General features: G+C 73.0%; 24 protein-coding genes and 1 pseudogene. 2 read left to right on the top strand and 23 right to left on the bottom strand.

Annotated elements, in window-relative coordinates; genetic code table 11:
* Positions 1–98: 98 nt before the first annotated feature.
* From QQK26_RS02550 to QQK26_RS02510, 9 genes are all read right to left on the bottom strand, one after another.
* The gene (locus QQK26_RS02550) at positions 99–1193 is read right to left on the bottom strand and encodes a RuBisCO large subunit C-terminal-like domain-containing protein (protein ID WP_284229754.1); all 1095 of its coding nucleotides are present in this window, start codon (positions 1191–1193) and stop codon (positions 99–101) included.
* Entirely contained in the window at positions 1190–2275 is a 1086-nt protein-coding gene (gene mtnA, locus QQK26_RS02545; protein WP_284229752.1) for an S-methyl-5-thioribose-1-phosphate isomerase, read from the bottom strand. Before mtnA ends, QQK26_RS02550 begins: the two co-directional genes overlap by 4 nt.
* Entirely contained in the window at positions 2181–3398 is a 1218-nt protein-coding gene (gene mtnK, locus QQK26_RS02540) for an S-methyl-5-thioribose kinase (RefSeq protein ID WP_284229750.1), read from the bottom strand. The genes mtnA and mtnK overlap by 95 nt, the downstream gene beginning before the upstream one ends.
* Positions 3395–4396 carry an ABC transporter permease gene (locus QQK26_RS02535; protein ID WP_284229747.1) on the bottom strand — a complete coding sequence of 334 codons (1002 nt, stop codon included), beginning with the start codon at positions 4394–4396 and terminating at the stop codon, positions 3395–3397. Before QQK26_RS02535 ends, mtnK begins: the two co-directional genes overlap by 4 nt.
* Positions 4393–5946, bottom strand: a complete 1554-nt coding sequence (locus QQK26_RS02530) for a sugar ABC transporter ATP-binding protein (protein ID WP_284229743.1) — start codon at positions 5944–5946, stop codon at positions 4393–4395. The genes QQK26_RS02535 and QQK26_RS02530 overlap by 4 nt, the downstream gene beginning before the upstream one ends.
* 4 nt (positions 5947–5950) lie before the next feature.
* On the bottom strand, positions 5951–6964 hold the full coding sequence (locus QQK26_RS02525) for a substrate-binding domain-containing protein (protein ID WP_284229741.1): 1014 nt from the start codon (positions 6962–6964) through the stop codon (positions 5951–5953).
* 162 nt (positions 6965–7126) lie between these two features.
* Positions 7127–7318, bottom strand: a complete 192-nt coding sequence (locus QQK26_RS02520) for a hypothetical protein (RefSeq protein WP_284229739.1) — start codon at positions 7316–7318, stop codon at positions 7127–7129.
* Positions 7315–7674 (bottom strand): hypothetical protein, encoded by a 360-nt coding sequence (locus QQK26_RS02515; protein WP_284229737.1) that lies wholly within the window; start codon positions 7672–7674, stop codon positions 7315–7317. The genes QQK26_RS02520 and QQK26_RS02515 overlap by 4 nt, the downstream gene beginning before the upstream one ends.
* A 25-nt stretch (positions 7675–7699) precedes the next feature.
* Entirely contained in the window at positions 7700–8398 is a 699-nt protein-coding gene (locus tag QQK26_RS02510; protein ID WP_284229731.1) for a DarT ssDNA thymidine ADP-ribosyltransferase family protein, read from the bottom strand.
* A 201-nt stretch (positions 8399–8599) separates the two neighbouring features.
* Between QQK26_RS02510 and QQK26_RS02505 the strand changes: the two genes are divergently transcribed.
* Entirely contained in the window at positions 8600–8932 is a 333-nt protein-coding gene (locus tag QQK26_RS02505) for a CHY zinc finger protein (RefSeq protein ID WP_284229729.1), read from the top strand.
* Between the two features lie 66 nt (positions 8933–8998).
* On the opposite strand, the gene rlmN is transcribed toward QQK26_RS02505, so the two are convergent.
* From rlmN to QQK26_RS02460, 10 genes and pseudogenes are all read right to left on the bottom strand, one after another.
* Positions 8999–10219, bottom strand: coding sequence for a dual-specificity RNA methyltransferase RlmN (gene rlmN / locus QQK26_RS02500; protein ID WP_284229727.1), 1221 nt, complete (start codon positions 10217–10219; stop codon positions 8999–9001).
* A 503-nt stretch (positions 10220–10722) separates the two neighbouring features.
* Positions 10723–11421, bottom strand: coding sequence for a phospholipase D family protein (locus tag QQK26_RS02495; RefSeq protein ID WP_284229726.1), 699 nt, complete (start codon positions 11419–11421; stop codon positions 10723–10725).
* Between the two features lie 28 nt (positions 11422–11449).
* Positions 11450–12250, bottom strand: coding sequence for an ABC transporter ATP-binding protein (locus tag QQK26_RS02490; RefSeq protein ID WP_284229724.1), 801 nt, complete (start codon positions 12248–12250; stop codon positions 11450–11452).
* Positions 12247–13305 (bottom strand): FecCD family ABC transporter permease, encoded by a 1059-nt coding sequence (locus tag QQK26_RS02485; RefSeq protein ID WP_431307977.1) that lies wholly within the window; start codon positions 13303–13305, stop codon positions 12247–12249. Before QQK26_RS02485 ends, QQK26_RS02490 begins: the two co-directional genes overlap by 4 nt.
* The gene (locus QQK26_RS02480) at positions 13302–14351 is read right to left on the bottom strand and encodes a FecCD family ABC transporter permease (RefSeq protein ID WP_284229722.1); all 1050 of its coding nucleotides are present in this window, start codon (positions 14349–14351) and stop codon (positions 13302–13304) included. The genes QQK26_RS02485 and QQK26_RS02480 overlap by 4 nt, the downstream gene beginning before the upstream one ends.
* Before the next feature lie 7 nt (positions 14352–14358).
* On the bottom strand, positions 14359–15384 hold the full coding sequence (locus QQK26_RS02475) for an ABC transporter substrate-binding protein (protein ID WP_284229720.1): 1026 nt from the start codon (positions 15382–15384) through the stop codon (positions 14359–14361).
* Positions 15385–15637: 253 nt separating this feature from the next.
* Positions 15638–15940 carry a helix-turn-helix transcriptional regulator gene (locus tag QQK26_RS02470; protein WP_284229718.1) on the bottom strand — a complete coding sequence of 101 codons (303 nt, stop codon included), beginning with the start codon at positions 15938–15940 and terminating at the stop codon, positions 15638–15640.
* Positions 15941–16161: 221 nt separating this feature from the next.
* Positions 16162–16374 (bottom strand): annotated as a pseudogene (locus QQK26_RS16370) (AraC family ligand binding domain-containing protein); the annotation flags it as partial.
* A 53-nt stretch (positions 16375–16427) separates the two neighbouring features.
* Positions 16428–17192 carry a DeoR/GlpR family DNA-binding transcription regulator gene (locus QQK26_RS02465; protein WP_284229716.1) on the bottom strand — a complete coding sequence of 255 codons (765 nt, stop codon included), beginning with the start codon at positions 17190–17192 and terminating at the stop codon, positions 16428–16430.
* A 222-nt stretch (positions 17193–17414) separates the two neighbouring features.
* Positions 17415–18554: a glycerol dehydrogenase gene (locus tag QQK26_RS02460; RefSeq protein ID WP_284229714.1), complete on the bottom strand. Its 1140-nt coding sequence runs from the start codon at positions 18552–18554 to the stop codon at positions 17415–17417.
* Positions 18555–18771: 217 nt separating this feature from the next.
* Between QQK26_RS02460 and QQK26_RS02455 the strand changes: the two genes are divergently transcribed.
* A complete protein-coding gene (locus QQK26_RS02455) occupies positions 18772–19647 on the top strand; it encodes an EamA family transporter (RefSeq protein ID WP_284229712.1) in 876 nt (291 codons plus the stop codon).
* Here QQK26_RS02455 and QQK26_RS02450 read toward each other — a convergent pair.
* The 4 genes from QQK26_RS02450 to QQK26_RS02435 all read right to left on the bottom strand — a co-directional run bounded on the left by QQK26_RS02450 (position 19644) and on the right by QQK26_RS02435 (position 25622).
* The gene (locus QQK26_RS02450; RefSeq protein WP_284229710.1) at positions 19644–20000 is read right to left on the bottom strand and encodes a hypothetical protein; all 357 of its coding nucleotides are present in this window, start codon (positions 19998–20000) and stop codon (positions 19644–19646) included. The genes QQK26_RS02455 and QQK26_RS02450 overlap by 4 nt on opposite strands.
* A gap of 209 nt (positions 20001–20209) precedes the next feature.
* The gene (locus tag QQK26_RS02445; RefSeq protein WP_284229708.1) at positions 20210–20725 is read right to left on the bottom strand and encodes a hypothetical protein; all 516 of its coding nucleotides are present in this window, start codon (positions 20723–20725) and stop codon (positions 20210–20212) included.
* Between the two features lie 218 nt (positions 20726–20943).
* A complete protein-coding gene (locus QQK26_RS02440) occupies positions 20944–21723 on the bottom strand; it encodes an Imm61 family immunity protein (RefSeq protein WP_284229705.1) in 780 nt (259 codons plus the stop codon).
* Complete coding sequence (locus tag QQK26_RS02435; protein WP_284229703.1) at positions 21720–25622, bottom strand: glycohydrolase toxin TNT-related protein; 3903 nt, start codon at positions 25620–25622, stop codon at positions 21720–21722. The genes QQK26_RS02440 and QQK26_RS02435 overlap by 4 nt, the downstream gene beginning before the upstream one ends.
* Positions 25623–25637 lie beyond the last annotated feature (15 nt).

The raw sequence follows: 25637 nt of genomic DNA, 5'->3' as shown, positions 1-25637 counted from the left end.
TCAGGGATGCTGATCTCCGTCGTTTGGGAACGGGGACCCGGCCCGGGCGCGGGGCGTCGGGGCGGGGCCGGGACAGCGGGGCGGGGGCAGCGGGATGCTCAGCGGGTGGCGGCCACGAGGCGTTCGGCGGCGCGGCGGGGGTCGCCGCCACGCTGCAGGCCGGCGCCGATGAGGAACACCGTGTCGGGGCCGAAGGCGTCGAGCAGCTCGGGAGCGCGCTCGATCGACATGCCACCGCCCGGTGCGGGCAGGATCGGGGCGAGGCCGGCCAGCGGACGCCGCGCGGCGTCGCCGATGGCGAGGCACTGCTCGCGGGTGAGGCTGAATCGGCCTCCCCAGCCGGGGAAGATGCTCGCATCCGCTCCGGCCAGCCGCAGCAGCGTGCCGAAGAGCACGTCGGGTGCGATGCCGTGCGTCGCGCTGGCCGTGAAGCCGCCGAGGAACGACGGATGCGACAGGATCATGCCACCGGGGAACAGCTCGGCGGCGCGCGCCAGGCTGCCGAAGCCGGCGACGCCGGGCAGCACCATGACGCCGTCCGCACCCTGCGCGCGGGCGAAGCGGACCTGGTCGTCAAAGCCTGCCGCGGGTCCGTTGACGACCGGCAGGTAGACGCTGCGGCCGCCCGTCTCCGTGTTGGCGCGGCGCACCGCCTCGACGATGCGCGGCACGCGGTCGACGAACGGCGCCCAGGGCTGGTTCGCCAGCCCCTGGTCCTCTTTGACGATGTGCAGGCCGCCGGCCGCGATCTCGTAGGCGAGCTGCGCGATCTGCTCGCTCGACATGCCCACCGGCTTGAGCGCGGTGGCGAGCAGGGCGTGCCGCGGCTCGCCGACGAGCTCGCGCACGCCGGCGACGCCGAGGCGGGGGCCGGGCAGGGCGGCGAGCAGCGAGGCGGGGATCTCGACGTCGACCAGGCGCACACCGTCCTGCAGCGACACGTTGCCGAGCAGCAGCACGAGCAGCTGGCCGAGCTCGCCGCCGGCCAGGTCGACCGGGTAGTCGACGGTGGCGAGGGCAGAGCGTCCAGCGCGCTGCTCGATCGAGCGCACGAGGCCGAGCGACAGTTCGATCGCGTTCTGCGGAGCCAGCTCGGTGGGCAGCTCGTGGCTCTGCTCGACGGCGACGTCGGTGGCTCGGGAGAGCGGATCCTCCGCCGTGATCTCGTAGACGGCGGTGATGACCTCGGTCATGCGATGGCGCCCTTCAGGGATGCGTCGAACGGCGGCTTGAGCACGCCCGCCTCGGTGATGATGCCGGCGATGAGGTGCGCCGGGGTGACGTCGAACGCGGGGTTCCAGACCGGGATGGGCACGGGGATGCCCTCGAGCATCTCGCCGGCTCCGCGCTCCTCGATCTCGATGGCGTCGCCGGAGACGGTGCCGAGGTCGACGGCGTTCAGCGTGGCGGCCACGTAGAACGGCACGCCCTCGTGGTGCGCGGCCACGGCCAGCGCTCGCGTGCCGATCTTGTTCGCCGTGTCCCCGTTGGCGGCGATGCGGTCGGCGCCCACGATGACCGCGCCCACCCGGCCCTGCGCGAGCGCACTGGCGGCGGCGGAGTCGGGGATGAGGGCGACGTCCACGCCCGAGGCGTGCAGCTCCCACGCGGTCAGGCGCGCGCCCTGCCGTAACGGCCGGGTCTCGGTGGCGATCACGTGGATCTCCTCGCCGGCAGCCTGCTTGGCGTACACGACCCCGAGCGCGGTGCCCCAGCCGGTGGTGGCGAGGCGGCCCGTGTTGCAGTGGGTGAGCACGGTGGTGACGCCGGCGAGCTCGGCGCGGCCGAACTCGCCGATCAGGCGCGTCTGCTCCGTATCCTCCGCGAGGAGCGCCAGCGCGCGCTCGAGCGGGTCCTCCCCCGCGTCGTGCGCCGCGAGCACGAGGTTCACGGCGACCGCCAGGTTGACCGCCGTCGGGCGCGCCGCGATGAGCTGCTCGGCGGTGGTGTTCGCGTCGAGGCCCTGACGGATGCCGAGGGCCAGGCCCAGACCGCCGGCCGAGCCGATGACGTTCGCGCCGCGGACCGCGAGCGTGGCGATCGCGTCGACGACGGCCTCGACCGTCTCGAGGCGGCGCACGACGAGTTCGCCGGGCAGCAGGCGCTGGTCGATGACGGCGATCGCCTCGACGAGCCCGGATGACATCGTGCCGTCCCAGGCGACGGAGGGGGCAGCACCGTCATGCGCGACCCCGCAGCCGTTCGAGGCGCCCGCCCACGAGCGTCGCCAGCGCGGCGCGGTCGGCGAGGCCCTCCCGGCCCTCGACGATCGCACGCGCCGTGCCGAGCACCCAGCGGGCGGCGGCGATGTGCTGCGCCTCATCGAGGGTCTCGATGTCGCTCGCCTTCGCGAGGCCGACGATCCTGCGGATGGCCTTGAGGCCGCCGAAGCCGATCGCATCCGTCCAGGTGCGCTGCAGCCACCGCTCGAGGAAGCCGTCGCTGAAGGCGGAGTCGACGCGGGTCGACCAGAGCGCGCGGAACTCGGCGTCGAAGGCGGCCCACGCCTCGGCGACGAGCGAGCCCAGCCACTCCTGGAACTCGGCGGGTCGGTCCAGCACGGCCGCTCGCGCCTGGGCGAGCAGCACGTTGCCGAAGAAGGCGCCGAGGTCGAAGCCGACCGGGCCGTAGAAGGCGAACTCGAGGTCGAAGACCTTGGCGGGAGGCGCATCCGCATCGCCCTCGGCCGGCACGAAGACGCTGCCGGTGTGCAGATCCCCGTGCACCAGGGCCTCGGCGCCCGTCTGGAAGCGCAGCTTCAGCGCCGCGACCTCGTCGAGCAGCGCGGGCTCGCGCAGGCCGAGCACCTCCGCGTCGATCGCCGGGTTCCAGGCGTTGTCGGGGTGGTCGCGGTACGGATCGGTGAAGACCAGGTCGAGCGTGATGCGCTCGAGCTCCGGGTTCGGCGAGGCCTGCAGTGCGCGCAGGTAGTCGGCCGAGTCGAGCGCGAACGGCGAGGTGCCGAAGCCGACGCGGGCGACGTGGCGGCCGATGACGGCCGCGGCGCCGCGGCTGATCCGGCCCTCGTTGAGCGCCCGGCGCCAGACCGTGCCCGCGGAGAGGTCCTCGAGCACGATGACCCGGCGCTCCTCATGCAGGCCGTGGTAGGTCGGGATCGTGTCGGGGCTGAGCGTCGAGGCGGCGTCGTAGCCGCGGGCCTCGGCGAGGATGCGGTCCTGGCTGAGCGGCCACGACTCCCCCACCATGCGCACGTAGGGCAGCGACTGCTTGACGACCAGCGAGTCGCCGGCGGCGTCGGTGACGATGAACACCAGGTTGAGGTTGCCGTCGCCGACCTCCTGCACCGTGACGGTCTCCAGGTCGACCAGGCCGGCCAGGTCGGTGCGCGAGGCGAGGTAGGCGGGGATCGTCTCGACGGTGAGCACCTCGACGGTCATGAGGCGTCCTTTCGCTTGAACAGGGCCGAGAAGCTCATCACGAGCGCGCCCACGAGGATGGCGCCCTTGATGAGGTCCTGGGTGTAGTACGGCACGTCGAGCATGGTCAGCCCGTTGAGCAGCACGCCGACGAAGACGGCACCGACGAGCGTACCGAAGCCGTTCGGGCGGTTCGCGCCGAGCACGGCGAAGCCGATGAGGGCGGCGGCCACCGTCTCGAGCAGGTACGCGCCGCCGACGCCCACGTCGCCGCGGCCGAGCCGCGCGGCGAGCAGCACGCCGCCGACGCTCGCCAGGGTTCCGGAGAGCACGTAGGCCGTGACCTTCAACCGGCCGACCCGCACGCCGGCGAGCCGCGCCGCATCGGCGTTGCCGCCCACCGCGGCGAGCAGCCTGCCGAGGCGCGAGCGCGAGAGCATGACGGTGACGACGACGCCCAGCACCACCATGACGACGACCGGCACCGGCAGGCCCAGCACGTCGCCGCGACCGAGCCAGGCGAAGCCCTCGGTGATGCGCCCGGGCGCCGGCTGGCCGTCGAAGGTCGCCCCCGACGACACCGACTGGCCGGCCGTGATGACCAGCGCGAGACCCGCGAAGACGAACATGGTGCCGAGCGTCGCGAGCAGGTCGGGCACCCGGGCGACGACGACCAGCAGGCCGTTGATGAGCCCGATGCCGGCGCCGGCGACGAGGCCCAACAGCACCGCCACCACCGGTGGCGCCTCGAAGTAGACCTGCGAGGCGGTGGTGAGCATCACCACGAAGCTGACCGTGGAGCCCACCGAGAGGTCGAAGCCGCCGACCGTGAGCGAGATCGTCACGCCGAGGGCGATGATCGCCGTGATCGCGACGGACTGCAGGATGATGACCGCGTTGCGGGGCGTGCCGAACGCCGGCAGCGACACCGCGAAGGTCACGATCAGCGCGGCGAGCAGCACGAGCAGCCCGGAGCGGTAGACGCCGTCGCGAATTCGGTCGGCGAGGCTGATGGTCATGCGAGGTCCTTCGCGGTGCTGGTGACGAGCAGCTCGGCGAGGCGGGCCTCGTCGAGCTCGTCCGGGCGGAACTCGCCGACGACGGCGCCGCCGGCGAGCACGACGATGCGGTCGGCGACCTCGAGGATCTCCTCGGGGTCGCTGGAGGCGACGAGTGCGGCCTCGACGGCGGACGACCGGATGAGCGCGCCGATGTCGCCACGCGCCCCCAGGTCGACGCCGCGGAACGGCTCGTCGAGCACGAGCACCCGGCTGCCGGCCGCGAGCCAGCGGGCCACGACGACCTTCTGCCGGTTGCCGCCGGACAGGCTGGAGAGCAGCGCGCGAGGTCCGGCCGCGACGATGCCGAGCGAGCGGATGAGGGCGGCGGTCGCCGAGCGCTCGGAGCGCGCGCTGAGCAGCCCGAAGCGGTGGTGCGGCCGCAGCTCGGCGAGGGTCGTGTTGCGCACGAGATCCCACTCCGGCAGCTCCGCGTCGCGCCGGCGGTCCTCCGGCACGAAGCCGATGCCGCGGGCGATCGCGTCGGCCGGATGCCGCGGGGCGAACGCCGTCCCGTCGAGCGTCATCGTCCCGTCGACCAGCGGCTCCGCGCCGACGACCTGGCGCAGCAGCTCCGTCTTGCCGGCGCCGAGCAGACCGGTGATGCCGAGCACCTCGCCACGGCGCAGCTGCAGGTCGACGGGCGGTGCATCCGCTCGCGACCGGAGCCCGCGCAGCGCGAGCACGACCTCGCCGGCCTCGCGGACGGGCCGCTCCTCGGGCAGGTGCTCGATCGGGCCGAGGATGGCGCTGACGAGCCGGGCGGGCTCGATAGGGGCATCGAACGCGTCGACCACGCGGCCCTCGCGCAGGGCGACGACGCGGTCGGCGAGTCCGACGAACTCCGCGAGGTGGTGGGTGATGTACACGACCGCGGTGCCCTCGGCGGCGAGTCGGCGCACCTGCTCGTGCAGTTCGCGCTGCTCGGTGACGCTGAGCGCCGCGGTGGGCTCATCGAGGATGAGCACGCGAGCGCCGCGGTGCAGGGCGCGGCGGATGAGCAGCTGCTGGGCCTGCGCGGTGCGCAGCGTGCCGGCGCGCGCGTCGAGCCGGATACCGGCGCGCTGGAGCAGGTCGTCGCCGGCGATCGCGCGCGCGGCGGCGCGGATGCGGCGGCGCCCCGGCAGCGGTCCGAGCTCGCCGCGGGCCAGGGCGAAGAGCACGAGGTTCTCGGCGACGCTGAGCTCCGGCACGAGCGCCGTCTCGACGTGCTGGGGCACGAGCGCGATGCCGTGCCGATCTGCCGCCGCCGGGATGCCGAGCACGACGGGCTCGCCGTCGACCTCGACGCGACCCTCCGTCGGCGCCAGCAGACCGGCCAGCACCGCCATCAGCGTCGACTTGCCGGCGCCGTTTGCGCCGACCAGGCCCAGCACCTCGCCGGCGCGCACCTCGAGGTCGACGCCGGCGAGCGCGGTCGTGGCGCCGAAGCGCTGCACGACCGAGCGGGCCGAGAGCACGGGGGTGACCCCCTGCTCTCCCGGCCCGCCGTGATCGGGTTCCGAGCTCATCCGCTCAGTCTGCCGGAGCGATGTCCGGCGTCGAGAGCTCCGGGAAGGCCTCGGTGAGCTCCTGGATCGTGGTGACACCCGCCTCGAGCAGGGCGTCGCGGGTCAGCAGCGCGGGCGTGATCTCGATGGTGTCGTCGACCTCGCCGCCGGTCGCTGCGAGATACGCGGCGCGGATGGTGACGGCGCCGACGTTCGCCGGGTCGGTGGCGGCGGTGGCGACCCAGGGGCTGCCGTCGGCCGTGATGACCTCGATGTCGGCGGTGGAGATGTCGGCGCCGTAGACCTGCACCTCGTCCTCCAGGCCGAGCTCCTGCAGCGCCAGCACGGCGCCCTTGGCGAACTCGTCGTACGGCGCGAAGATCGCGGTCGTGCCGCGGTTCGCCTGCAGCGCGGCGCTCACCTGCGCGGCCGTCTCGGCGGCGGTGCTCTCGCTCACGCTGCCGACCTGGGCGACCTGCTCGAGGCCGGGGTTGTCGGCGAGCACCTCCTGCCAGACCTCGTCGCGGCGGTCGAGCGGCGCGAAGCCGGCGACGTAGGCGTAGATGACCTGCGCCTCGCCGGCCGTGTCCTCGACGAGCTGGTCGAGCACGAGGGTGGCGAGCTGCTGGTCGCTCTGAGCGACCGTGATCGCGCCGTCCTCACCGGAGTCGACGTCGAAGGTGACGACCGGGATGTCGGCGGCCAGCGCATCCGCGACGCCCGGCTGCACCGTCTCGGTGAAGCCGTGGCTGATCGCGATGGCGTCGAAGCCCTGGGTGACGGCGGACTCGAGGTACGTGGCCTGCTGGGCGTCGTCGCCGTTGGCCTCGAGCACGTCGAGGTCGACGCCGAGGCGGTCGGCCTCGGCGCGCGCACCGGTGAGCCACTGCTCGAAGTAGTCGCCCGAGCTGAGCTGGCGGACGAGCGCGATGCTCACGGCGTCGTCGTCGGTGGTGGGCGTGCTGGCGCAGCCGGCGAGCAGGAGCGCACCTGCGGCGGCGACGCCGCCGAGCACGAGAGCGGGGGTGCGGTGGGTCATGGGGGCCTCGATGGGGTGTCGGGAGGGGCGGGCTGCTGTGCCGCGTCTGCGAGGTTAGGACCGTCGGCCGGATGCGGGGAACTCGCGTGACGTACTGTGACGGGTGGCGCCGCCGCTCAGCGGCGGGCCGCGTCGCCGACCGGCGGGCCGTCCCCGCATCGCTCAGCCACGGGCCGCCTCGAGCGCGAGGGCGAGGTGCTCGGCGAGGTAGCCGTCGAAGGGCGCGGGCGGCGCGCCGAGGCCGGCCCAGCGCACGAGCAGCTCGCCGCCGCGCAGCAGCACGGGACCGAGCGGCGGGCCGTCCTCCTGCTCGACCCCGTCGGGGCCGAGGCCGGCCCCGAGCGGCACGATCACCCAGTCGAGGGCGACCGTCGCGCCCTCCGGCGCTCCCCGCGGCGAGCGGCGACGCGCAGCTCGCCGCGAGCGCGTGCGGAGTCAGCGGTGTAGCCGCGCGGGCCGTCGTCGACGGCCCGCGTCGTCGTGCCGCCCGCCGCGAGCGCGCCGGCGGTGCCGGCGGGATCGGTCGGCAGCAGCAGCACGCCCAGGCGCCAGGCGGTGCCGACCGGGCGCAGCGCGGTCTCCGATCCCAGCAGGCCGAGCGCACGGCGCCGCCGCTGCCAGCGGGCGAGCACCTCGGTGCCGGCGCCAGCCGCAGCGAGCGCCACGCGCGCCCCGTCGAGCGACTCGGCGGCGCGCTGCAGCGATCCCATGGCGACTCCGCTGCGCGCCGCGCGCTCAGACCTCGTCGTCGACGGTGGGCTGGAACATCGGCGGGAACACGCCGAGGCGCGGCAGGCGCACGCCCGCGAGGCCGACGAGGCGCTTGACCTCGGCGCGGATCGGCTCGTTCGCCGTGGCCACCATCGCCAGCTCGGCGACCGCGTAGGAGCCGTTGACGTAGGCCTCGGCGGAGCGCAGGTCGGGGTCGCGCACCTGGACGCGCCGCAGCAGCGGCACCGCGGCATCGGCGCCCACCGCGAAGCTCGTCGACGCCGCGCCGACCGGTCCGTCCGTGACGACGATCTCCGGCCCCGCCGCGGCCGTCGTCGCGATGAGCACGACGAAGTCGGCCGTGGCGGCCTTGCGCGCCGCGCGCGAGTACTGCTCGCCGGCCTCGGCGGCGCGCAGCGCGTTCCACCACAGGGCGTCGGGCGAGAGCAGGAACGGCACGAAGCCAGCGAGCGGGGCGCCCGGGACGAGCTCGCGCTCGGCGATCGCCGCGCGCCCCTCCGGGGTGATGAGATCGACATCCGGGATCGCCCCGGCGCGGATCGCGCCGTCCGCGAGGATCCCCGCGATGTTGTCCACGTGCGTCACGTGGTAGAGCCGCCGCTGCGCGAACGGCACCGACGTCTTGGCCTGGTGCACGACGGTCGCCGCCGGAGCGGGGTCGCGCAGGGAGGTGGGGGCGACACGCTCGCGCGCCTTGGACACCGGGGCCCGTCGGGGGGCCGGAGCGGTCCGGACCGGCTCGGCCGTCCGGCGCGGCGAGCAGATGTCGCAGAGCTCCTCGTCGAATCCATGGCGGCACTCGGTCACGTGGTGTGGTTCCTCTCGACGTGGGGTGATCGTCAAGCTTCCAGGGTACCGGGCCGGCCGGTCGCCCACGTGCGGTCGGGGCTACGCTCGACCCCGATGGACGGTTCGGTCGAGCGGATGCGCGTGCGCGGCGCCGTCGTCGACGGCGCGACCCGCTGCGCCCACTACGCGAGCCCGCTCGACGTGGTCGCGATGCGCCTGGCCTGCTGCGAGGGGTGGTGGCCCTGCCACGCCTGTCACGAGGAGGAGGCCGGGCACGCGATCGCTCCGTGGCCGCGTGCCCGGCGTGAGGAGCCGGCCGTGCTGTGCGGGGTGTGCCGCGCGGCGATGAGCGTGGACGGGTACCTCGAGGCTGACGCCTGCCCCGCCTGCGGTGCGGGATTCAATCCGGGGTGCGCGCTGCACCACGCGCTGTACTTCGAGGCCTAGCAGCGGGGCCGGCCCCGCATCCGCTCGCTGTCGCGCGGCGGGCCGGTGCCCGCATCCGTTCGTCGACTACGCGTCGGCCGCGGCGAGCTGGCCGCAGGCCCCGTCGATCTCCTTGCCGCGGGTGTCGCGCAGGGTCGTCGGGATGCCTGCGGCGTTCAGTCGCCGCACGAACTCGTCCTGCACCTCGGGCTCGCTGGCGGTCCAGATCGAGCCGGGCGTCGGGTTCAGCGGGATCGGGTTGACGTGCACCCAGCCCTTGCCGCGGGCCAGCAGCTTCTCGGCGAGCAGGTCGGCGCGCCACGCGTGGTCGTTCATGTCCTTGATCAGCGCGTACTCGATCGAGACGCGTCGGCCGGTCTTCTCGAAGTACTCTCGGGCGGCGTCGAGCGCCTCGTCGACCTTCCAGCGGGAGTTGATCGGGATCAGCTCGTCGCGCAGCTGGTCATCGGGCGCGTGCAGCGAGAGGGCGAAGGTGACGGGCACGTTCTCGTCCGCGAGCTTCTTGATCGCGGGCACGAGGCCGACCGTCGAGACGGTGATGCCGCGCGCGCTCATGCCGAGACCGTCGGGCTGCGGGGCGACCATCGAGCGCACCGCGTCCATGACGCGCTTGTAGTTGGCGAGCGGCTCGCCCATGCCCATGAAGACGATGTTGCTGACCCGGTCGGGGGTGTTGTCGCCCTTCTTGCGGCCGCCGAGCTCGCCCGCAGCGAGGGCGGCGTTCGCGCGAACGATCTGGTCGACGATCTCGGCCGTCGACATGTTGCGGGTGAGGCCCGCCTGGCCGGTGGCGCAGAACGGGCAGTTCATGCCGCATCCGGCCTGCGAGGAGATGCAGAGCGTGATGCGGCCGGTGTAGCGCATGAGCACGCTCTCGACCAGGGCCCCGTCGTGCAGCTTCCAGAGGAACTTGATCGTGTCGCCCTTGTCGGTCTCGAGCCGGCGCACCTCGGTGAGCAGCGGCGGCATGAGGCCGGCGACGAGCTCCTCGCGGCCCTCGGCCGGCAGGTCGGTCATCGTCGCGGGGTCGCTGGAGTAGTTCGCGAAGTAGTGGTTCGACAGCTGCTTGGCACGGAACTTCGGCAGGCCCAGCTCCACGACCTTCGCCTGGCGCTCCTCGACCGTGAGGTCGGCCCAGTGCACGGGCGGCTTGCCCTTCTTGGGCGAGGCGAACTGCAGCTTCGGGCGGCCGTCGGCGTCGAGCGCCTGCGTCCAGCCCTCGGTCGCCGGGCGCACCTGGGGGCGGCGCTCGCGGATGGGGGTGGGGTTACCGGCGTTCGTGGGCATCCCTCCAGGGTACGGCACCGCGGGGGCCCGGGCGTGTCGCGCTCGGCGGGGTGTGCTCCGGACTGCTGCGGCCGGGCGATGCGGACGGGTTCCTGCGGTCGCGAGGCTGCCGGGTGCATCCGCTCGTGTTCGATTCGGAGGAGTCCTGCGGTCGCAGGCCCGCCGGGTGCATCCGCTCGTGTTCGATTCGGAGGAGTCCTGCGGGCACGTGCTTGAAGGGCGCTCCCGCCGCCTGTGCGGTTCGGAGGAGTGCGAGCGTCACGGAGGTTCGACGCGCCGAGCTGATGCCCGGGCATCCTGGGGTCGTTCCGGTCAGGGCTGCCGCGGGACGCCTGACGAAGCGGCGGGTTCCTCCGAATCGCACGGGCGAGGAGGGTGGTGGTCCTCCGAATCGCACGGGGTGCGCGGGCGAGGGGCGTGGTGGGGGGCGCGGGTCGTGGGGTGCGCGCGTGCGGGAGGCGGGGGCGCCGGCGGAAAGCGCGGGGGGCGGGCGCGGGCGGGGCTCAGTCGAGGCGGCGGAGGAGGCGCTGCCACCACGGGCGGCGCGGGATGCGGGAGGGCGGCGGCACGGCGCCCTTCGGCAGGGGGCGCACGTCGCCGGCGAACGGGGCGAAGAGCGGATGCGGATGCACGGCTCCCCCGGGACGGTCCGCCAGCGCCACGAACGGGTCGCGCTCCAGGCGCTGCAGCAGCGACTCGTCGAGCCGCCGCGCGATGCCGGCGTCCGCGTGCAGGCGGTCGAGGTAGGCGTCGACCTCGTCGGCGAGGTGCCACGGGTCGTCCGGGTGCTCGAGGCGCAGCACGACGCCGGCCTCGGCGTTGGTCGACAGGCCGCCGGCGGTGAGGTTCTGCGAGCCGATGAAGAGCAGCGCGACGCCCTCGCCGCGGGCGAGGTGCACCTTCGGGTGGAAGGTGCGGCCGTCGGCGTCGAAGAGCACCCAGGACTCGTCCACGAGCGCGAGCGACTTCGCCAGGCCGGCGCGGGTCGCGGCGCCCTGGCTGAGGCCGCTCGTCAGCTCGATGCGGCCGCCCCGGGCGCGGAAGGCGCGCATCCGCTCGTCCAGGGCCGGCAGCGCGCTGGCGCGCACCCACGCCGTGACCATGCGCAGGCTCGTGTAGCGGTCGTCGGCGAGCACCTCGAGCAGCACCTCCCGCAGCGACGGCGAGTCGGCGTACGGCTGCAGGGCCAGGTCGATGCGCATGCGGGCGAGTCTGCCAGGCGGCAGTCGTTCAGCCGCTGTGGTGGCGGCCGATCGGGAGCATGAGCGGGCTGCCCGAGACCGGGTCGGCGATGACGGTGCTGCGCAGGCCGAAGACCGCCTCGACGAGGCCGGCATCGAGCACCTCGGCCGGGGCGCCCGCGGCGTGCACGGCACCGTCGGCGAGGGCGATGAGGTGGTCCGCGTACCGGGCCGCGAGGTTGAGGTCGTGCAGCACCATGACGATGGTGGTGCCGCGGGCGCGGTTGAGGTCGGTGAGCAGGTCGAGCACCTCGACCTGGTGGCTCACATCGAGGAACGTCGTCGGCTCGTCGAGCAGCAGCAGCTCGGTCTGCTGGGCGAGGGCCATCGCGATCCAGACGCGCTGGCGCTGGCCGCCGCTGAGCTCGTCGACGTCGCGGTCGGCCAGCTCGACGGACCCGGTCGCCTCGAGGGCCGCAGCCACCGCCTCGTCGTCCTCGGTGCGCCAGCGGGTCAGCACGCCCTGGTGCGGGTGCCGCCCCCGACCGACGAGGTCTGCGACGGTGATGCCCTCCGGCGCCACGGGCGACTGCGGCAGCAGGCCGAGCGTGCGGGCGAGCTGCTTGGCGGGCGTGCGGTGCACGGCCTTGCCGTCGAGCAGCACCTGGCCGGCGCGCGGCGCGAGCAGGCGCGACATCGAGCGCAGCAGCGTCGACTTGCCGCAGGCGTTCGCGCCGACGATGGCGGTGATGCGGCCGGGCGGGATGCGGAGGTCGAGGCCGCGCAGCACCTCGCGGTCCTGGTATCCGACGCTCAGCGATCGCGCCTCGAGGGTGTGGGCGACGGTCATGGCGAGCCTCCCGTTCGGTTGCTGCGGATGATGAGGAAGAGCAGGTACGGCGCGCCGAGTACCCCGGTGATCACGCCGACCGGGTAGCGGGCACCGACGAGGAACTGACCGGTGAAGTCGGCGACGATCACGAGCAGCGCCCCGATGAGCGCCGCCGGCACGAGGACCGGGCGGTCGGCGCCCACGAGCCGGGATGCGATCGGGCCGGCGAGGAAGGCGACGAACGCGATCGGGCCGGTCGCCGCCGTCGCGAAGGCGAGCAGCCCGACTGCTGCGACGAGCACCAGCAGCCGGGTGCGTTCGGTGCGCACGCCGAGGCCGGCGGCGGTGTCGTCGCCGAGCCGCAGCGCATCCAGGTCCCTGGCCAGCAGCACCAGCACGGGGCCGAGCACCGTCAGGGCGACCAGCACGGGGGCGGCGGACTGCCAGTTCGCGCCGTTCAGGCTGCCGGCCAGCCAGCGCATCGCCTCCTGCGCCTCCCAGTCGGGGGCCTTCGAGAGGATGTAGAGCGTCACCGCGTGGAGCATCGCGGCGACCCCGATGCCGATCAGCACCAGGCGCAGGCCGACGAGCCCGCCGCGACGCGAGAGCAGGTAGATGGCGAGCGCCACCGCGAGGCCCGCGACGATCGCGATGGCGGAGACCGGTGCGCCGCCGAGCCCGAGCACCACGATCGCGAACGCGGCCGCGGCCCCGGAGCCCCAGGTGATGCCGATGATGTCGGGGCTGGCGAGCGGGTTGCGCAGCATGGTCTGGAACGCCGCGCCGCTCATGCCGAAGGCGGCGCCGGCGACGACCGCCAGCACCGCGCGCGGCAACCGCAGCCGTCCGACGGTGAAGGTCGCGCCCTGCACGTCCCGGCCGAAGAGCACGGCGAGCACCTCGTCGGGCCCGTAGAAGGTGCGCCCGACCATGAGGGTGACCACGAAGGCCGCGACGATGAGCACGCCGAGCCCCAGCAGGATCGCCCGCCGCCGCGCGGAACGGCGACGCCTGCCGGCGACGACGCGCGCGAGCGCGCCGTCGGAGGAGCGGATGCGGTCCACGACGCTCACAGCTCGCGCACCTTGCGCCGGCGCACGATGGCGATGAACACGGGCGCTCCCACGACGGCGGTGACGATGCCCACGTCGAGTTCCGCAGGTCGAGCGACGATGCGGCCGAGCACATCGGAGGCGGCGAGGAGCGCCGCGCCGACGACCGCCGAGTACGGCAGCAGCCAGCGGTGGTCGACGCCGACGAGCAGCCGGCAGAGGTGCGGCACGACCAGGCCGACGAACGCGATCGGCCCGGCGGCCGCGGTGGCCGCGCCGCACAGCATCACGGCGCCGAGCGCAGCGGTGATGCGCGCGAGCGCGACCCGTTCGCCGAGCCCTGCGGCGAGGTCGTCGCCGAGGGCGAGCGAGTTGAGCGCACGGGCCGAGCCGAGGCTCAGCAGCAGGCCGACGACGAGGAAGGGCGCGACCTGGGTGAGGACGTCCCAGCGGGCGCCGCCGACCCCGCCGATCTCCCACGAGCGCACGACCGAGTTGATGTCGTTGCGCGGCAGCACGATGGCCGTGATGAAGGAGCTGAACACGGCCGTGGTGGCAGCGCCCGCGAGGGCGAGCTTGAGCGGCGTCGCTCCCCCGCGCCCCAGCGAGCCGATGGTGTAGACCACGACCGCGGAGACCGCGGCGCCCGCGATCGCGACCCAGGCGTACTGCGTCGCCGAGGTGAGCCCGACGGTGGCGATGCCGGCGACGATGGCGAGCGACGCGCCCTGGTTGATGCCGAGGATGCCCGGGTCGGCGAGCGGGTTGCGGGTGACGCCCTGCATGACGGCGCCCGAGACCCCCAGCGCGGCGCCGACGACGAGGGCCAGCACGGTGCGCGGCACCCTGGTCTGCACGGCGGCCGCGTCGAGGCCGTCGCCGCCGCCGCCGAGCGCCGCGACGATCGCGGGCAGCGGCACGTCCCGCGACCCGATCGCCACGGAGGCGGCGACGATCAGCGCGAGCGCCGCGAGCGACGCCGCGAACCAGAGGAGCCGGACGCGGGTCGGACGCCGCAGCCTCTCGGCCGCGGCGTCCGAAGCGGTTCCGACCGGAACCGTGGTCATGCGCTGCCTACTGGTCGACCTTGGCGGCCGCCTCGGCGAGCAGCTCGAGGTAGTCGTCGAGCACCCACGAGATGGCGAGCGGCGTCGGGTTGGCCGCCGTGCCCAGCGGACCGGTGCCGTCGAGCTGCACGAAGGACTCGCGCTGCACGGCCGGGATCTGCGAGAGCAGCGGGTCGGCCTGCAGCGTGGTGAGCAGGTCGGTGCCGTAGGTCACGACGATGTCGACGTCGTCGAAGAAGTCGGCCTGCTCGGCGCTCTGCGTCAGGCTGAACACGTCGTCGCCGGCCTCCTCCGAGGCCGCCGCGATGCCGGCCGGCTCGACGAGGCCGAGGTCCTCGAAGAACGCCGGCCGCGGGTCGGCGGTCGTGTAGTACGAGATCTCGCTGAGGTCGGTGGGGTCGATGTGGGTGATGAAGCCCGCGGTCTTACCCTCGAGTTCCGGGTGCTCGGCCGCGGCCTCGGCGATCTCCGCCTCGATGTCGGCGATGAGCTGCTCGCCCTCGTCGGCACGGCCGATGCCGGCCGCGTTGATCTCGATGAGCTCGCGCCAGCTGGTGGCCCACGGGCCCTCCGGGTAGGCGACGACCGGGGCGATCTCGCTGAGGGTGTCGTAGTCCTCCTGCGTCAGACCGGAGTAGCCGGCCAGGATCACGTCGGGGTCGGTGTCGGCGACGGCCTCGAAGTCGATGCCGTCGGTCTCGTCGAAGAGCACGGGGGTCTCGGCGCCGAGCTCCTCGAGCTTCTCGCTGACCCAGGGCAGCAGCCCGTCGCCGTCGTCGTCGCCGAAGTTCGCCGCCGCCATGCCGACCGGCACGACGCCGAGGGCCAGGGGCACCTCGTGGTTCGCCCAGGCGACGGTGGCCACCCGCTCGGGGTTCGCGGGCACCTCGACCGTGCCGAGCGCGTGCTCGATGGTGACCGTGTCGCCGGTGGCGCCACCGGTCTCGGCGCCGCTGCCGCTGGCGCAGCCGACGAGCCCGAGGGCGAGCGCAGCGGAGGCCGCGGTGATGGGGAGGAGGCGCGAGGGACGCATGCGGGATCGACTCCAGTCGGTGAGGGGTTGCGGGGTGCGGCGAGGGCCGCGGAGCCGGACCGCGGGGATCGAGCCCCGGGTGGGTCAGGCAAGCCTCAGCTAGGTTAGGCGTGCCTCAACAGGAGACGCAATCGCGCAGATCCGACGACCGGATGCGCGCTTCGGACAGCGGGGCCGACGGCGATGCAGCGGACGGATGCGCGCCTTCGGACGGATGACGCGGCGCGGCGGACGGATGCGCGCCTCCGTCGGCTCAGGCCAGGCTGCGGCCCTGCGAGCGGAACGCACCCGGTGTGACGCCCGTGGCGCGGCGGAAGGCGGTGCCGAACGCGCTGACCGTGGCGAAGCCGCATCCGCTCGCCACCTCGTCGAGATCGTCGCCGCGCAGGAGCAGCACGGCGGCGTGGTTGGCCCGCACCGCGGCCTGCCAGCGCGCGAAGCCCAACCCCGTCTCCGCCTGCAGCGCCCGGGTGATGGTGCGCGTGCTGACCCCGAGCTCGCGCGCCCAGTCGTCGAGCGAGCGCGGATCGCCGGGCCGGGCACGCAGTGCGCGCACGAGGGCGCGAGCAGCGCCGAGCGCGGCATGCGCACGACCAGCTCGCGCGGCGCGGGCGCCATCACGTCGAGCACCGCGGCCTCCGTGACGGCGCGGCTCCCCTCGGAGAGCCCGGGCTCGAGGAGGCGCGCGAGCAGCAGGCGCAGCAGCGGGGTGATCGCCACGGCGGTCGGCTCGGCGGCGAGCGGCTCGACGGCCTGCATGCCGAAGTGCGCGGCGCGGTACCAGGTACCGGCCGGGGCATCGGCGGAGTGCACGGTGCCGGCGGGGGTCCAGAGGCCGAGCGCGGGAGTGACCGTGAACACCCGCGGGCCCACCGACACCGTGGAGGCGCCGCGCTCGTTCCAGAGCAGCTCGTGGGTCGGATGCGAGTGGGCGGGCCAGTGCGTGTCGCGGTCGACCCGCTCGTCCCAGCCCGCGATGACGAAGGGCACCTCCAGCTCGCCCGCCGCGTACAGCGGCAGCAGCCGCTCGTCGACGCCGTCGCTCACGCGGACACGACGTCCACCGCGACGCCGGCCGCGCGCAGGGCGTCGAGCTCGCCCGCATCCGCTCCCCCGTCGGTGACGAGCGTGTCGAGACGCGTCGTCGGCACGGTCAGCACCGAGGAGCGCACGCCGACCTTGGTGCGGTCGACGAGCGCCACGACGCGCTCGGCGCCGGCGGCGAGCGCCCGGTCCGCGTCCGCCACCGGCAGCGCCGGAGTGGAGAGCCCGAAATCGGCCGTGAGGCCGTTGCCCGACAGGAAGACGGTGTCGGCGCGCAGGCCCGCGAGCTGCTGCACGGCGGTGCCGCCCACCACGGCGCGGATGCTGTGCCGCAGCTCGCCGCCCACGACCACGACCTCGTTCTCCGGCGACGCGGTGAAGGTTTCGGCGACGAGCAGCGAGTTGGTCACGACGCGCAGCCCCATCCGCCCGACCAGCGCCTTGGCCAGCAGCTCGGTGGTCGTGCCCGGACCGAGCGCGATGCTGTCGCCGTCGCGCACCCCGGCCGCGGCGCGGGCCGCGATCGCCGTCTTCTCGGCGAGCGCCTGGGAGAGCTTCTCGGCGTACGACGACTCCCGCGAGCTCGAGCGCAGCACGGCGCCGCCGTGGGTGCGGTCGAGTAGCCCCTCGTCGGCGAGCAGGTCGAGGTCGCGGCGCACCGTGACGGCGCTCGACTGCAGCTGCTCGACGAGGGCGGCGATCGAGACGGCGCCATCGCCGCGGAGCGCGGCCAGGATGAGCCTGCGGCGCTGTGCGGCGATCATCCGTTCATCGTAGGGGTGCGGCGCGCGGGCGTTCGGCGTCGCCCGGCCCCGGCGATGCCGCGGGCAGGCCCGGGCGATGTGGCGAGGCAGCATGCGGACGACTGCGCAGTACCGGTGCCGGTACGGCACGGTCGTGCGCGTACGGCATCGCCGAGCAGGTCGGCGGGCGACGAGCGGATGCGGGGCCGCCCGCATCCGCTCGATCGCCGACGTTCCGCCCCGTCAGTGCTCCGCGACGTGCAGCTCCGGGGCGTCGAGACCGTACTCGGCGCGGATGCGGCGCGAGATGCCCTCCACGGCGACGAGCGCCTGCACCACGAGGTCGGCGGTCACGGGGAAGGGCATGTTGTGGATGGTCTCACCCTCGGCGGTCGCCGCCTCGGCGACGGCGCGCAGCTCGGCGGTGTGCTCCGGGGTGAGCCCGACCTCGGTGAGCGAGTTCGGCAGGCCGACCTGGGTGGTGAAGACGATGAACTCCTCGATCTCCTCGGCCGGCGCGCCCTCGAGCACGAGCTGGGCGATCGAGCCGAGGTTGACCTTCTGGCCGTGCGTGAGGCCATGGGTCTGCGGCGCCGCGGTGAGGCCGTTGTGGATCGCGTGCGCGGCGGCCAGGCCGCCCGACTCGAAGCCGAGGCCCGAGAGCAGCGTGTTCGCCTCGACGACCGCCTCGAGCGCCGGGGTGACGACCTTGGCGCGCACCGCGTCGAGTGCGAGCAGGGCGTTCTCGTGCAGCAGCTTCCAGCTGAGCTCGGCGAGGGCCGTGCCGGCGTGGGTGGGGCGGCCTCCCGCCATCGTCGAGCCCTGGCCGCGGCGTGCGGCGCGAGCCTCGATCCAGGTGGCGAGGGCGTCGCCGATGCCGGCCTGCAGGAACTGCACGGGGGCGTTGGCGACGAGCTGCGTGTCGATGAGCACGAGGTCGGGGTTGCGCGGGAAGAAGCGGTACTCGAGGAACTCGCCCTCCTCGCTGTAGATGACGCTGAGCGCGCTCGTGGGCGCGTCGCTCGAGGCCGCGGTCGGCACGCTCGCCCAGCGGATGCCGGCGAGGTGACCCGCGGCCTTGGCCGCGTCGATCGTCGAGCCGCCACCGACGCCGACGATGACGTCGTGGCCGTCCGCCTCGATCCGCTCCTTCAGCTCGTCGACTGCGCCAGGTGTGGCGAAGCGGCCGAAGCCGACGCGCACCAGCGGCGTGCCCGCGGCCTCGAAGCTGCGCCCCACCGCCTCGCCGACGATGCCCCAGACCGTGTCATCGCTGACGACGAGCGGCGTGCCGCCGAGCTTGCCGACGTGCTCGGCGAGGTCGGCGATGGCGCCGGCCCCCTGCACGTAGCGGGCGGGCGAGGAGAGGACGGTGGTGGTCATGGTGCGGCTGCCTTCCGTTCGACCGCCGCGCCCGGTCGAGCACGGCGCGACTCCACGCTAGGGAGCGGCGACCGCGAGCGGGCGGGCGTGGAGTGCACGTGCAGCGCGAGCGGATGCGGCGCCCGGCTCCGTCGAGGAAGCGCCATCCTCCGGCGCGTGACGGCCAGCCGCATCCGCTCGTCCCTGCACGGTCGCGACCGTGCGACAGGATGAGCGCATGCCCCTGCGCCACACCCTGCTCGCCCTCGCCGTGGTGCTGATCTGGGGCGTCAACTTCGTCGTGATCGACGTCGGTCTGGCGGACGTGCCGCCGTTCGTGTTCCTGGCGCTGCGGTTCGCGCTCGTCGCCGTGCCCGCGGTCTTCTTCGTCAAGCCGCCGAAGCTGCCGTGGTGGAAGCTGGCGCTGCTGGCGATCTTCATGAGCTTCGGCCAGTTCGCGCTGCTCTACCTGGCGATGGCTTTCGGCATGCCGGCCGGGCTCGCCTCGCTCGTGCTGCAGGCGCAGGTGGTCTTCACGATCGTGCTCGGCGCCATCGTGCTGCGCGAGCGCCCCAGCCCGCGTCAACTGCTCGGCGTGGGCATCGGGGTGGCGGGGCTCGCCATCGTCGGCGGGACGCACGGTCAGGGCGCCCCGCTGCTGCCGCTGCTGCTGACGGTGGCCGCGGGGCTCAGCTGGGGCATCGGCAACATCGTCAGCCGCACGGCGAAGGGCGCGAGCGGCCTGTCGATCGTGGTGTGGGGCGCGCTCTTCGTGCCCGTCCCGGCGCTGCTCATGGCGCTGGTCGTGGATGGTCCCTCAGGCGTTGCCGACGGCATCGCAGCGATCAGTCTGCCGGCCCTCGCCAGCACGGCGTACACGGTGGTGCTCGCCACCCTCGTCGCGTACACGATCTGGAACACCCTGCTCGGCCTGCACGCGCCGGCGAAGGTCGTGCCGTTCACGCTGCTCGTGCCGTTCGTCGGCATCCTGAGCGCCTGGCTGCTGCTCGGCGAGGAGCCGGGCGCCGGCGAGCTGCTCGGCGGCGCGGTGATGATCGCGGGGCTCGCGGTGGCGACGCTCAGGGTGCGGCGGCGGGCGGTGCGGGTCGGCTAGGAGCCGGCGCGCAGGCCCTCGACGAGCTCCGGCCCGATCGCGAAGACGCCGTGCGCCGTGTGCAGCAGCGCCCCGGCGCCCTCGCCGAGCCCGCCGAGCGCGCGGCGTCCGGTGAGCGTCAGCGCGTAGGAGGCGCGGTCGCCGAGGGCCCGCAGGCTCTGCGGCGTCGTGCCGAGCACGAGGTGCGGCACGCCCTCGATGTCGGCCCAGGCGCCCGAGAAGCCGTCGACGGCAGGGTCGGTGGGACTCGGTGCGAGCAGCTCGGCCTCGAGCACCGCGATGAGCAGCTGCTCGAGCTCAGCGTCGCCGGCGCGCACCGCCGCGGCCAGGTCATCGATGCTCGTGGCGCTCATGTGGTCCGTCCTCAGTCGTGCTGCCGCCGGATGGCGACGGTGCAGTCTGTCAGGTTTGGGGCTTTCCGGGCGGAACGGTTCGGGGCGCCGTCGCATTCGGCCGACTCCGGGCGGTGGGACGATGATCCGCTCAACTCGACCGCGCGTTCGACCGCAGGACTGCGCGACGATCTCGGTCGATCTCCAGTCGGATTCAGCGCTCCCGACGACTACGCGGGGTCCACGTCGGCGTCATGCTCCCTCCAGTAGAACTTCTCAGCGAGGTTCGACGACGGTGAACCTCCTTCCGCCAGGAGGACGAGGAGTTCCTCGACAGCCCCGACGTCGGCGCTCGTGCCGCTGCCGACCTCGACGCCCTCGAGGCTGAGGGCGACTCGCAGCCACCAGTGCCCATCCGGCTCGACGCGCAGCCTCGCGGCATCGCGCCGCAGCTCGGCACGCCGGTCTGCATCCTCGACCACGATCCAACCGGCCCGCTCCGCTGCCCCGATCGGACGTCGCCCGAGCAGCGGAGTCATCGATGGACTGAACGCGTCGGCCTCCTCCGCCTCGAAGGCTTTGACCCTGCGGAACGGCTCATCGCTGAACCTGGCCCGCACCGATGCGGCATCGAGCAGCTCCGTATCGTGACCCCCGAGCACGGACCACTGCTGGGCGTCGAAGCGGAGCTCTTCATGCCGTCGAGGCGAGGCGAGGATTCTCGTCAGCCACTGCAACTTGCGCATCCGATTCAGAGGGTCCTCTCGATGACCATGTCGCCGCCGCGGTCACCCCAGACGGCGCATGGCTGGCCTGCGGCGGTCCATCGCCGATGATGACATCGTCAGGGATCTGCGCGAAAGCCGAGTCGCCACATCCGCCGATAACGAACCCTAGGATCTGATCCCTGGCCTCCCCACGATCAGCGGTGAGTCACCGTAGACGAGCCCGCATGACCGACCAGTCAGCGGAACGACTCCAACGGTGTCCGCTCCCCCGCCCGGAACTCCTCCAACGCACGCTCGAACGTGTACGACGAGCCCCGGTACATCACCGAACCGTCCTCAGCGACGAAGATCTTGCCACCACCACGGACGGCGCGGATCACCGCGACGCCACCATCGAAGGGGATGACGTTGAGCGGATCGTCGAGCGTCTGACCCGCCTTCGCTGCAAGCGAGTGGAAGAGCCCCCGACCGATCTCGCCTAACGCCTCGACCTGCGACGTCGAGGCCGAGGCGTCATCTCGATGCAGGAACGCATACAACGGCAGGCCGTCCTCCGCCGCGAACGACGCTCGAAGCTCCGCAAGCGAGAGCTTCATGGCGAAGCTGAAAATCTCCCCGCTGTGCTTTCCAGGCCCGAAAAGCTGCACCTTGCGGTCCGGCTCACCGGTCCATTCCAACGTGGTGACGCGAGGCGCATACGTGATTAACACCTCTGGCGCTCCCACGGAGACAAACCCCGTGACGATCACCCGAAGACCGAGCGCCTCACGGAAAGGCCCACCAAGTTCGTAAGTGAGATACCGCTCGGCGTCAATCTCCGTGCTCGTCTTTGCTTCCACCGAGTAATCGCGCGCGCGCTCAGCGGACTCGATCACGACCTCAGCACCGACTCGATGCACCAAGGAGCGGATCTCGCCGCCCAGGTTGTAGATCTCCACGGCGTCCTCGAGGTACTCCACCGTGTATCCAGCGGTCCTCGCGAAGACCTCGAACTCGTCGGTCAACCTGATGTTCACAACACCCCTCCGACTTCCTTGATGATACCGAGTCCAGCCAGCACTCGCGCACGTTGGGGTTCGCCATCGGCGTCCTTGACCTGGACCTGCAGACCCCCACCTGGATGCCCGAAACCTGGAGCGATTCTACTGATCTCGATCGTCCACCCCGAAGGGAGCATCGCGTTCGGGTCGAGGCGGTAGTCGTGCACCGGCTTCCCGAGACTACTGACCGGCAGTGCGCGCTGCTCCCAACTCGCCGGCTGCCCATCCGGGGCGAGACCCAGGTAGGTGCCGCGATCGTCACCGATGCGATCGAAACGATCGCCGTACTCCACAGAGAAGTTCAGGAGATCGTCGAAGACACGGCGCGTGTTGTACACCGCCCCATCATTCGGCGGGTAGTTGTCCCAGTGGAGACCCGTCATCGGGTCCAGTCGAGCGAGCTTGTAGATGCGCTCGTACTCAGTTCGCGACATGCCGCTGTTGCCATAGGAGTTGTCGGGATGAGCGACCATGTCGTACCCGGAATGGGGCGCCAGCGGCGCAGGGGCAGGCTCTGCAACACCATGCACAGTCATCGGCCTTCCGTAAGTGAAGTTCTTCGGGGTCGGGGCGAGATCCGTGCCATTCGCCCAGCTCGCGCCGGGCGGCGGCGTGGCGACGCCGGTCGGGTCGGTACCCGCGGCGATCCGGTCCGAGATCGGCGTCGAACTGCCCCGGTCCGCGCCGGCGAACTCATCCCCCGGACTTGTCGCATCGGCATCCGCTCCCGGAGCATCCGTCGTGTCCGGTCGCTCGACCTCGATCGAGACGTCCCAATGGATCGCATCGGGCTCGAGCGGAGGGAAGCCGCCGATCTCATTCGTCTGCGCATCCAACGTCCACACATCCGTGCCATCGAAGTAGACGTTGAACCAGTGCCCGTCCTGACCACCAGCACGATCGACCCCGACGACGGCGTGCGACCCGGCCCCCATCCGCCGCAACACGTCCGCGATCTCCGTCGGGGACATCGACGTCTGCTCGAAACCGGTCCGAGCCTGCATCTGCTCGATGGTCAACGTGTCCGTTCCCGCCTGACGCACCGGACCCCCGTTGAGCACGTCATTGAGGATCGACGACGTATCGCCGCAGTTCTGCGTGAACTCGTTCGCAGGGTCCGTCGCATCGAAGTTCGGATTGATCTGCGCCATCCGCTCACGGATCTCATCGATCGTCAGCGTCGAAGGCTCATTCCCGCGCAACGTCGGCTCGTCAGCCTTCGCATCCGAGTCGCCGATCGACGTGTCGTCGGCGGCACTCGAGGCGTCGTCGGAGTCGCCGCCGCGGTCCGCGTCAGGCGTGCTGCCGTCCGCCTCGGGAGCGGTGCCGTCCGGCGCGGGACGTCCCGTGTCGAAGAGGTTCGGCAGGCGGCCCGAGGCGACGGTGCCCGCAGCGACGAATGCGGCGGAGCCCCCAGCGATCGCGGCAGCATCCTCGATGTCGATCGGGGCGTCCGACCCTTCACCGTCCGCATCTGCCGGAGCGGGCCCTTCCGCCTCGGCAGGCGCCGCATCGGACGCATCGGGCGCAGCATCGGCTGCGTCGGGTGCGGGCGGGCGGGTTCCATCCTGGCCGGGTGCGTCCGAACCGGCATCGCTCGTCGTAGGCGCATCCGCGTCGGCGGCGGGCTGAGACGGCGACACCGTCGCAGGAGTGCTCGCGGGCATCGGGCCAGCGTCTTGCGGAGCGTCGCTCGCCGGTGACGAGGCATTCGTCGAAGCGTCACCGGCGCTCGAGGGCGACTCGGGGCCGGACGGTGCACTGGAAGGCAGGGCATCGGGCAGGTTCGGCAGGTCGACCACAGGGATGCCGAAGGCATCGGAGGTGGTCCCGTCAGCCGGCGGAGCATCGGAGGCCGGCGCATCCGAGGCAGGCGCGTCTGCCGCGGACGCATCCGCCGCAGGACCGTCAGCAGGCGGAGCCGCAGGAGCATCGGCCGGCGGGGTCGCAGGACCATCCGTAGGAGGCGTAGCCGGAGCGTCCGCGGGCGGGGCCGCCGGAGCATCAGCAGGCGGAGCCGCGGGAGCATCGGCGGGCGGAGCCGAGGGGGCATCAGCGGGCGGAGCTGCGGGAGCATCAGCAGGCGGAGCCGCAGGCGCGTCAGCAGGCGGAGCCGCAGGCGGGGCCGCCGGACCATCCGCAGGCGGAGCCGCAGGCGCGTCAGCCGGCGGAGCCGCAGGCGCGTCGCCCGCGGGCGACGGCACGTCGCCGCTCGGCACCTCCGGCGCATTGCTCGGGGCGGGCTGCGAACCGCCACCGTCACCGGCACCCGGCTGCGGAGCCGAGTTGTCGATGGGCGGAGCACCACCACCGGCCGGCTGCGAGCCGCCACCGCCACCGTTGCCCATGCCGGGCTGCGGCGCCGAGTTGTCCGGCACATTCACACCGTTGCCACCAGCGGGCTGCGACCCGCCCCCACCGCCCGTGCCGACGCCGGGCTGCGGGGCGTTGCCCTGCGTCGACGGCGCATTGCCACCCGCAGGACCCGTGGACGTGCCTCCGCTCGTATCCGCACCCGTCACCGTCGGCACGCCGATCGTGCTCGCATCGGCGGACGGAGCACGCAGCCCGACGCCGGGAGCACCCAGATCGCCCATCGACGGAAGATTCGAGAGCGCTGGGCGCAGCGCACCGCCGAGGATGCCACCGAGCACCATGTCCTGCCACGGGTCCCAGGGCTTGCCCTCCCACAGGGCATCCACCGCACTCGACGCGGCACCATCGGTAGCGCCCTCGGTGACACCGCCGAGGATCTCACGACCGACGCGACCGGACTGGCCCGCGACAAAGTTGCCGACCGGGCTCGCCGCAGCGCCGCCGACGAAGGATGCGACGCCCGTCTGCAACAGGTTGACGGGCACGTAGCCTTCTTCGCCAGACCGTGCCTGATTGACGGCCGCCTGCACGGTGACCGAGACCGCTGCACCCTGCACACCCTCGGCAGCGGCCCGGATCAGCCCCCGCATCCAGAGCTTCAAATTGCGGATCTTCTGCGCCGTCTCGACGATGAGCTCTGCGATGCGCTGCACCCAGCGCGCGATCGTCGTTGCGGCCTTCGCCGCGCCTGCGGCGGCGCCGATGCCCGCGGTGAGGGCACCCAGTGCGAAAGAGAGCCCGACGTCGAGCAGCACCTCGGCGACGAGCTGACGGACGAGCCACAAGAGCTCCGTACGCATCTGCTCGATGGTGTCGATGAAGCCGGTGCACCCCTGGCTCATCGCCTGCGCGTTGCCTTTCAGGGCATTGAGCATCCTGCCTACGGCGTCGCGACTGGCGAGCATGTCACCGCTCTGCGGCAAGTCCATGGACTGCGTCGCGGTGAAAGCGCCGTTGACGGCGACGGCCGCGGCGTCCAGGTCGCCCTGCAGGCCATCCCAAGCCGATGCTGCCGTCGCGAGGGCGCCTGTGTCGCCATTGGGGATGATGATGCCGAGGTCGGCGAGCCGATCCTCAACCCACTCGGCGATCAGACCGATGTCGATACCGAGGAAGTCGCCCTGCACGCCAGCGCCTATGGCGCGGCCGATGGTCGGCGCCGCGCCGAGCGTCCCGTGCTGCGGCACCGGGATGGTGCTGCCCTGCTGGCCGGAACCGACGTTGCCCGCGGCGTCGTAACCCGCGGCGGTAGCAGCGACGGCCGAATCAAGGCCGCGGAGCGCCTCTGCCAGGCTCCAGGCTCCCTCGATGATCTTCGGAGCATCGCCGTCGTAGATCTCGGCGTACTCTTCGGCGACGGGGTCGCTGCCCGCCATGCCGTCAGTGCCGCGCAGCTGCGAAGCCGCCGCGCGGATGCCCGATGTGAGTGTGCTCGCGATCGAGTACAGCTGGTCGCCGTCCCCGACGAGGACCGCGGGATTGACCCGGATCTCCACCATGTCGTTTTCCCCTCG

The sequence above is a fragment of the Arenivirga flava genome (genome assembly GCF_030161575.1).
GTDB classification, from domain to species: domain Bacteria; phylum Actinomycetota; class Actinomycetes; order Actinomycetales; family Microbacteriaceae; genus Arenivirga; species Arenivirga flava.
The sequence above is the reverse complement of the archived record's forward strand: the minus strand, read 5'-3'. Positions and strand labels throughout refer to the sequence as shown.